General features: G+C 44.7%; 8 protein-coding genes. All 8 read left to right on the forward strand.

What is annotated here, in order from left to right:
* Positions 1–342: 342 nt before the first annotated feature.
* Positions 343–3,963 carry an RHS repeat domain-containing protein gene (locus CIK95_RS03695; protein WP_158215075.1) on the forward strand — a complete coding sequence of 1,207 codons (3,621 nt, stop codon included), beginning with the start codon at positions 343–345 and terminating at the stop codon, positions 3,961–3,963.
* A complete protein-coding gene (locus CIK95_RS03700; protein WP_094466303.1) occupies positions 3,960–4,472 on the forward strand; it encodes a hypothetical protein in 513 nt (170 codons plus the stop codon). Before CIK95_RS03695 ends, CIK95_RS03700 begins: the two co-directional genes overlap by 4 nt.
* Positions 4,469–4,969 carry a hypothetical protein gene (locus CIK95_RS03705; RefSeq protein ID WP_022309663.1) on the forward strand — a complete coding sequence of 167 codons (501 nt, stop codon included), beginning with the start codon at positions 4,469–4,471 and terminating at the stop codon, positions 4,967–4,969. The genes CIK95_RS03700 and CIK95_RS03705 overlap by 4 nt, the downstream gene beginning before the upstream one ends.
* Positions 4,970–5,135: 166 nt before the next feature.
* Positions 5,136–5,333, forward strand: coding sequence for a hypothetical protein (locus CIK95_RS03710; protein ID WP_144007712.1), 198 nt, complete (start codon positions 5,136–5,138; stop codon positions 5,331–5,333).
* Between the two features lie 11 nt (positions 5,334–5,344).
* The gene (locus CIK95_RS12730) at positions 5,345–5,911 is read left to right on the forward strand and encodes a hypothetical protein (RefSeq protein ID WP_144007713.1); all 567 of its coding nucleotides are present in this window, start codon (positions 5,345–5,347) and stop codon (positions 5,909–5,911) included.
* Positions 5,908–6,789, forward strand: coding sequence for an RHS repeat domain-containing protein (locus CIK95_RS13090; protein WP_254046411.1), 882 nt, complete (start codon positions 5,908–5,910; stop codon positions 6,787–6,789). Before CIK95_RS12730 ends, CIK95_RS13090 begins: the two co-directional genes overlap by 4 nt.
* Positions 6,752–7,309 (forward strand): hypothetical protein, encoded by a 558-nt coding sequence (locus CIK95_RS03720; RefSeq protein ID WP_094420924.1) that lies wholly within the window; start codon positions 6,752–6,754, stop codon positions 7,307–7,309. Before CIK95_RS13090 ends, CIK95_RS03720 begins: the two co-directional genes overlap by 38 nt.
* Before the next feature lie 67 nt (positions 7,310–7,376).
* Positions 7,377–8,599: RHS repeat domain-containing protein (locus tag CIK95_RS03725; protein ID WP_305775639.1), on the forward strand; the 1,223-nt coding region annotated here is incomplete at its 3' end.

Raw genomic sequence — 8,599 nt, forward strand, 5'->3', positions numbered from 1 at the left:
GATAGATCCTTTCTAATTACAGTTCGAGGGAAGATATGGTGTTCAAACAGGCGATTTATCCATGTTTAACCCAAATCGGTCATTAGGCTTGCTTGGATTTTGCTTTTAGAAGAGTGGATTTTGTTTTGGGTTAAAATGCGCGAAACAGGGGGCATACACGAAGATGGCCATATACTTGACCACATCGGGCCTCAAGCAGGCTGCATCATACGATTTTCTCCCCCAGCCATCACTTTCCTGCCGATTTCCTTGGCGCGTGTGTACATTATTATTATATTTGCAATGTAAACATCTTAACCCCAGTCCATGCGCCGCCAGATTGTCATAATGCTGTTGGGGCTCATGACCACTCTGAGCCTCCCTGCTTTCGCCAATGCCGGAAGCAGAAATACTAATGGTCACGAAACCAGGCGACAGGACTTCTTCGCCTATGACCGACGAGGCAATCTGCTGTCTACTGCCATTGGCGGTGGTATGCCTACTGCCTATCGTTGGAATACCGAATCATCTACTCTTGCTGCATCACTCGCTGGCGGTCGTGAAACTGCTTCTGAGAGGGCTGACAGTGTAATGACAACGTTCTACACCTATGAACCGCTGGTGGGTTGTACCGGTATCACACGACCCGACGGCAGGCATACAGGATACGACTATCAGGGTGGGCGGCTTAGTGAAATCACCAATAACAGAGGAGAACCTACCAACAGCTACGACTATTCGCTTTATGACGGAAACGGAACCAACCATATAAGGCAGACAACACACTTGGACTTGGCTCAGCATGCACTCATCACCGATAACTATTACGACGGATTTGGAGCCGAGGTCAACAACATACAGAGACATCATAGTCCTTCGGGCAAAGACATCGTTACTGTCATCGGATATGATGCTATAGGACGGAAAACCGAACAGTGGCTGCCTGTTCCGATGGCTGGTTGTGACGGCATTGTCACAAATGTAGGTCTGCATACTGCATCAGCACAGACTTATTCTGACAGCCATGCTGTGATGCGCTATCAATATGAGCCCCAATCGGGAGGTGAACTCACAGCCACTATCCCCGCGGGCGAAAGCTATTACAACCATCCGGCCACGGTACAGAAACTCTGCTCAGACCCGTCAAAGGCAGAACTCTGCTGTCGTCGTTTTATCCTTAGTGGCGACTACAAAGTCAAAGCGGAAAAAAACTATGAAGCTGGTGAACTGGATGTGGTTTTATCAACCGATGCCGATGGGCGCCGTCAATGGACATTTACCGATTGGCGCGGGCAGAAAGTGCTTGACCGTCGTGATACGGGGTCAGGTATGGCCGACACCTATTATATATATGACCCTGTTGGCAACCTGCGCATGGTGCTGCCACCCGCCGCATCGGCTGTACTCGCTGCCGGCAACGGCACGTATGACGCACGGACAGACCTGACGCTGAAGCGCTATGCCTATGTATATCGCTATGACGAGCGGCTCAACTGTGTAGAAAAGCGCATGCCTGGATGCGAACCGATACGCTACGCATACGACCGTACAGGGACCAAGGTCTTCTCGCAGGACGGTAACCAGCGGCAGCGCGGTGTATGGAGTTTTGTACTGCTTGACAGGTTTGGCCGTGAAGCCGTAACGGGTGAATGTCAGAATCCGGACTCTGTCGCCTTGGCAAAAAAATGGGTTCATGTGGATACGCCAGACTTTGCTGCGAGAGAGAGTACGCTCGGAGGAAGCGGGTATCGGAGTAATGTAAACTTAGGCAATGTCCGCCTGCTCACAGCCAACTATTATGACGATTATACATTCATATCTGCATTATGGCCCGACCACAATCTGCCTTTGCCGACAACCTCTGGACTGAGAGGCTTGCAGACAGGTAGCATCAAGGCAGTAGGCAACACCATGGACTACAATACGACGCTGATAGGTTACGATGATGAAGGGCGCATAAACTTCACACAATCGGCAATCGCAGGGCGCACTATGACAGAAGAAAAAAACTATACGCTGGATGGTCGTGTCAGCCAGATACGGAAAGAGACGACAGAAGCCGATGGCAACCGTCATACCGAGACATACAGCTACAGATACGATGCCCAGGCGCGGCTGCTCAAGGTTACACACTCGCTTGACGGAGGCGCAGAAATGACACTGTCGGACAACGAATATGACGAGCTTGGACGACTGCTAACAGACCGGCGTGAGGGCAGTGGGCTGCTCACCGCACGTTACAGCTATGACATCCACTCGCATATTCGAAAGATGGTATCTCCGCTCTTCTGCCAACGGCTGTTCTATGCCGAGCCCTCCGAAGGCGGCATACCTCTCTATGGCGGAGCGATATCGGGTATGGACTGGCAGACGATAGGAGACTCGGTGCGTAGTTACCGCTATCAGTACGACGGACTGGGCAGGCTTACGTCTGCCGACTATCTCGAGAGCGGACTTTCTTCAGACCGATATGTCACGGAGTACAGCTACGACCTGATGGGCAACATCCTTACCTTGAGTCGCAGCGGCAAGGTTTATGATGATATATATGGCGTCACCGATGACCTTACATATCAGTATGACGGCAACAGACTGATACGGGTCACCAATCATGCAGTCGACACTCCGGCTTACAAGGATGCCATGTATTATGCAGACGGAGCCGACCTTGACACAGAACGTACCTATGACGCCAATGGCAACATGACCAGCAATGCAGACAGCAGAATTTCGCGCATCAGTTACGATGCGCTCAATATGCCATGCAGGATAGACTACATTGACGGCAGCCACATAGACTATACCTATGCTGCCGACGGTGCGAAACAGCGCGTAGATTATTATCTCAACCCTTATACCAGCAGTTTGCCCGACGATGATTTGGGTACAGCCTGTGACAGTTCTCTGCTGGTCCATACCTGGCGCGAATATGCAGGCAACTGCGTATATGTCTGCGACACGCTCAGCATGATACTCATCGATGGAGGCTACATTACATTCGATTACACCACACATCAGCCCATCTATCACTACTATCTCAAGGACTATCTGGGCAACAACCGTATCACCGTCAGTCTTGCCGATGGCCGCATAGAGGAGGTGAACCATTATTATCCATTCGGCGGGCTGATGGGCGACAGCCGCAATGCCACCACCCAACCCTACAAATACATAGGCAAAGAGCTCGACCGCACCCACGGCCTCAACTGGTACGACCACGGCGCACGCCACTACGACCCCGTAACGGGAAGGTGGAACACCATGGACAAGATGTGCGAGAAGTACTACGATGTGTCACCCTACGCTTCGTGTGGGGATGACCCCGTGAACTATACTGATATTACTGGTGATACTATAGATATGAAGCACGTGCTAATTCTTGACAAAATCTACAATACGAATGTAAACGATAAAATAAACACAGACCTTTCTTTTTTAACAGGATTAACTATTTCCACTTCTCCAAATGGTGTTATGACATATGCTAAAGACAATGAAGGGCATCCCATTATTAACTCCGTAGAATCATCTAGTGCAATAGCCAGAGAACAAATTATAAAACTTATAAATGGAGGAAATATTTCAATAACATTTTCCATGGAAAAGAATTCCGCAACCCCGCATGATGGGAACTGGATTAATTTGGGCTTTTCGCAAATAACATCTTTTATAAAGAACTCTAACAATGTAGATTCTAGAACTTTGGGATGGGGAATGACTTTCTTACATGAAAGTTTTCACACCTCGGCTGGAGGGGCATTCCAAGATCTGTCAATACCTTTTCAAACGGGTGATGTAGTTGATAGGATGAATGCTATACGCCAAGAATTAAATACAGTGGGACTTAATATGGGCAATAGGGAAAGTTATCCAAGTATATCTATAGGGGGAATTAAGTATATTCCATTTGACAAATCATCTGCAAGACACCTTAAAGATGGTGATGTTCCACTAAGAAATAACAAATATATATCATACAAATGAATAGAACAATAGTTGTCACATCAATATTTCTGTTTTCTCTTTCGCTTTTTGGAAAAGGAAGAACAGAACTTATATATGGTAACATATACAAAAGTATTATCACAGACCTAAATTTACCACAGAACTCCATATATGTGACGGATACACTAATAAACCTAAAAGCAAGTGCTTTTTATTTTGAAAAAATAGTAAAAAAACATGCCGATATTAAAGATATCAAATACTTGCAGTGGGTTTGGTATTCTCCCAAATACAGCAAAGAATTAAACTATCTGCAACAAAAAGCAAGTTGTTCGAACGCATACATTGTTTTCTTTTCTAAATTGATAAAAAATATGGTAATGGCGGAAGTATATTTAAGAAATGACATAAGGGGAAATGTAGAGTATGAGAAATTCGTATTACCTTCAAAAAGGTACAAAAGACCTTATTATGCCTATCTTTTTTTTGTATCAAAAAGAGGAAAAGTGAAAAAGTTTTATAAATATGAGGAGGGGTATATAAAATGAAGTATCTGCTTGGCATAATAGTGCTAATAGCCATCGCCACTAATGCAAAGTGCTGCACTACCGATAGCGTATGCTACAAGAAGGCATATGATTGTATAATCAAGGATTTGAATCTATATCCGAACTCAGTATTCATATCGGACAAACTTGATGAAATGGCCAGTATTTTCTTTATAGAAGACAAGTCGCTAACCAAGGAAGAAAAAAAGACCTTATATGATGCAATGACGAGGATTAATACAAGTGAATTTTCGCCTGTGCTTCACACCATGCAACAACAGACTTGGATATATGCCAGGCCTATCGTTTTCTTTTCCATCATATATAACAACATATTGACAGCAACACTCTATATAAGAGATAATATAAATTATAAGAAATTAGAAGACTTTTCCTCAATTACAATTGGGCACAGGCCATATTACTATGTATATATGATGGTCTTTTCAGAAACAGGAGAACTAATGAAATACTACAGACATAAGGAATATGAATAATGCAGGCTAAACTAGCCAAGTCTACACGGCATGGCAATATGCAGTGTAGACTTTAATCCAGGAAGAAAGTTTGCACACCGATGGATCTTTTTCAAATAGGCATAATGAAGAGATATATGATAGGAACTATGTATGGTAGAAAAGGATAAGTCCCTCAATGAGAAAAATGACAAGAAGTAAGATGGCTACACAACCCTACAAATACATCGGCAAAGAGCTGGACCGCACTCACGGCCTGGACTGGTACGACCACGGAGCCCGCCACTACGCCCCCGTGACGGGAGATTGGTCTGACTCAACTATAGGAGGACTTAGATACAAGCCCGACACGAAGCATGTACACAGATGGATTTTTTCCAAATAAAGATAATTAATATGTGGAGATTATTAGTAATAGTTCTATACAGTATCCCCTCTTTTTGTACTACCCCTTTTGTACAATTAAGAACAGGAGAGTACAATATAGCGGATAGTGCTATAATAGATAGTATTTGCAAATTATATAACTCATATTCCTGTGAATTTATTATTTGTACATTAGGATATACAGAAGGACCTCATGCATATACATCAGTTGTCTTTGTCAAGAATGCTGACGCAACTGATTATTGGTGCATAGCACGCCCTAAAGGGATGTGTACAGAATGTTGCGAAAACAAAGAGAATAATCCATATATAAAAAGACATGGAAATATAGAAAGTGACGAGCTGTTTTCTTATAAGGAAAAAAGTCTATGTGGAGTTACTATGAAAGAAAATTGTTTATATTTCGTACCACCTCTATTTTTTGAGAAATTAATTATCTACAAAAAAAACAGCAGTACATTCTATTTTGAAATGGGGATAAGTCCTAAGAGCTACTCCCCCTCACAAAAAAGAGAAAGATACAGAAGAGAATGGGAGGCTATTATAATAAAGTATATCAATAAAGTATGCTTATGAATTCAGTGAAAGGCAGCACTAAAGCACAGGGTTTCCCACTAACTTTGCACGATGTTATGGGCGACAGCCGCAACACCGGCCTGCAACCCTATAAATACATAGGCAAAGAGCTCGACCGCACCCACGGACTGGACTGGTACGACCACGGTACCCGCCACTACGACCCCGTGACGGGAAGATGGAACGTAATGGATGCCTTGGCGGAGAAATATTACCCATGGTCGCCATACGCTTCGTGTGGGGATGACCCAGTAAATGCGGTTGACCCGGATGGGAAAGAAGATTATAGGGTAAATAAGCAAGGACAATTTTATAAACAAAAAAGTATGTGGGAACAAATAAAATCCTTTTTTGGATGTAATATGAAAAAAGATAGAGTGTTTATGGAAGATACCGATGAATTACTTGCTGAGTTTGAAGAGGGAACTATTATGGAGTTAGAAAAACAGGACATTGAATTTCAAAATGGCACTATAACGCAGACTTCTATGCATATAAAAAACAGACACAACTCGGAGAAACGTTTTAGAATATTAGGTGAACGAACAGAGGTGGAATGGGCACAAACAGAAATGGCCCAAGGGGATAATATCATACTAACGGATAAAGACAAAAGAGAAGTTTCCTCATCTCTTTTGTTGATAGATGCTATTGGAAGGAAAGGAGGAAAAGTTGCCGCATTAAAACACACCCATAAACCAACGTTAGAAGAGAGAAATGGAAATATGGGGGATTTTATAGATATAGGGCCGAGTCCAGCAGACTTACAACACGCGTCGAATCGGCATGGAACTATTTTCGTCGTTTATAATTACTATACAAATACTAAACAATATTATAATGGGAAAGGTATTTATAAGCAAGTGCGTTTTCGCTAATTTCATATTAGTCTATATTACTTATGTTACCTCTTTTATTATTATGTGCCCTGTTGGGACAACTCTGCAGCGTTTTGAGATAATAGATGCGAAATTGGATTCTGTCACAGAATATGTAATAAACGATGTCTATCCCGTGGAAAGACAAAGGAGAGACAGCATGGTAATGGAACTTAATATCAAAAATGACACGATGGAGTTTGTATATTCTTTTCATGATGATATTAACGACATTAGGACGAGGTTTGTAGAAATAGCCCATAAGCGTGTGATAGGGTATATAAGCCATGGCTCCTTTGATATTCTCCTGATGTCGAATATAGATGATTGGTGCGATGTGGAGAAAAAACTGGGAACACTCATTAAGCCAGTAGAAGGAACAAAAAGGGTAGATTACCTCTATTATTCGGTCCCCCAATGGGGATGTGGAAAATACATTATGTACGAGCCATTGTGCTGGCATTTCAAGTATGCAAATGGGAAAGTAAGCCACCCTATTGGGCGCCTTGGGTTTTACTAAGACTATGTTTTGCATGATAGATAATTATACACTACATGGCTATCATAAACGTGTGCATATAGTTACTATGCGCATAGCCACAGAGCGCAGTGGAGGGTTCCTGCCCAGCGCCTACGCCTACAACCTGCGCTCGTGGGTCACACACATCAGCAGTCCGCTGTTCAGCCAGAGGCTGTCCTATGGAGAGCCCTCTGACGGGGGACAGCCGCGCTACGGCGGCGGGGTCTCGGCCATGGACTGGCAGGCGGCAGGCGACTCGCTACGCGGATACCGCTACCAGTACGACGCGTTAGGCAGGCTCGCCGCGGCCGATTATAGGGAGGGCGGCCTGCCCTCAGACCGATATGTCACGGAGTACAGCTACGACCTGATGGGCAACATCCTTACCTTGAGTCGCAGCGGCAAGGTTTATGATGAGATATATGGCGTCACCGATGACCTCACATATCAGTATGACGGCAACAGACTGATACGGGTCACCAATCATGCAGCCGACACTCCGGCTTACAAGGATGCCATGTATTATGTAGACGGAGCCGACCTTGACACAGAACGCACCTATGATGCCAATGGCAACATGACCAGCAATGCAGACAGCAGAATTTCGCGCATCAGTTACGATGCGCTCAACATGCCATGCAGGATAGACTACATTGACGGCAGCCACATAGACTACACCTATGCTGCCGACGGCGTGAAGCAGCGCGTAGATTATTATCTCAACCCTTATACCAGCAGTTTGCCCGATGATGATTTGGGTACAGCCTGTGACAGTTCTCTGCTGGTCCATACCTGGCGCGAATATGCAGGCAACTGCGTATATGTCTGCGACACGCTCAGCATGATACTCATCAATGGAGGCTACATTACATTCGATTACACCACACATCAGCCCATCTATCACTACTATCTCAAGGACTATCTGGGCAACAACCGCATCACCGTCAGTCTTGCCGATGGCCGCATAGAGGAGGTGAACCATTATTATCCATTCGGCGGGCTGATGGGCGACAGCCGCAATGCCACCACCCAACCCTACAAATACATAGGCAAAGAGCTCGACCGCACCCATGGCCTCGACTGGTACGACCACGGTGCACGCCACTACGACCCCGTCACGGGAAGGTGGAACGTAATGGATGCCTTGGCGGAGAAATACTACCCATGGTCGCCATACGTGTCGTGTGGGAATAATTCGATAAGCACCATTGACGATAATGGCATGGAATGGTATAGAGATATAGATAATACTATTCAGTACTCCCCGCAAGTTCATTCACAAAAAGACTT

This window comes from Prevotella sp. P5-108 (assembly GCF_002251385.1).
In the GTDB taxonomy this organism is placed as follows: Bacteria; Bacteroidota; Bacteroidia; order Bacteroidales; family Bacteroidaceae; genus Prevotella.

Bases quoted from the DNA above. Each gene is read 5' to 3' on its own strand.
- CIK95_RS12730 (WP_144007713.1), top strand. From the start codon at position 5,345: ATGTGGAGATTATTAGTAATAGTTCTATACAGTATCCCCTCTTTTTGT.
- CIK95_RS03700 (WP_094466303.1), top strand. From the start codon at position 3,960: ATGAATAGAACAATAGTTGTCACATCAATATTTCTGTTTTCTCTTTCG.
- CIK95_RS03705 (WP_022309663.1), top strand. From the start codon at position 4,469: ATGAAGTATCTGCTTGGCATAATAGTGCTAATAGCCATCGCCACTAAT.
- CIK95_RS03710 (WP_144007712.1), top strand. From the start codon at position 5,136: ATGACAAGAAGTAAGATGGCTACACAACCCTACAAATACATCGGCAAA.
- CIK95_RS03695 (WP_158215075.1), top strand. From the start codon at position 343: ATGACCACTCTGAGCCTCCCTGCTTTCGCCAATGCCGGAAGCAGAAAT.
- CIK95_RS03720 (WP_094420924.1), top strand. From the start codon at position 6,752: ATGGGAAAGGTATTTATAAGCAAGTGCGTTTTCGCTAATTTCATATTA.
- CIK95_RS13090 (WP_254046411.1), top strand. From the start codon at position 5,908: ATGAATTCAGTGAAAGGCAGCACTAAAGCACAGGGTTTCCCACTAACT.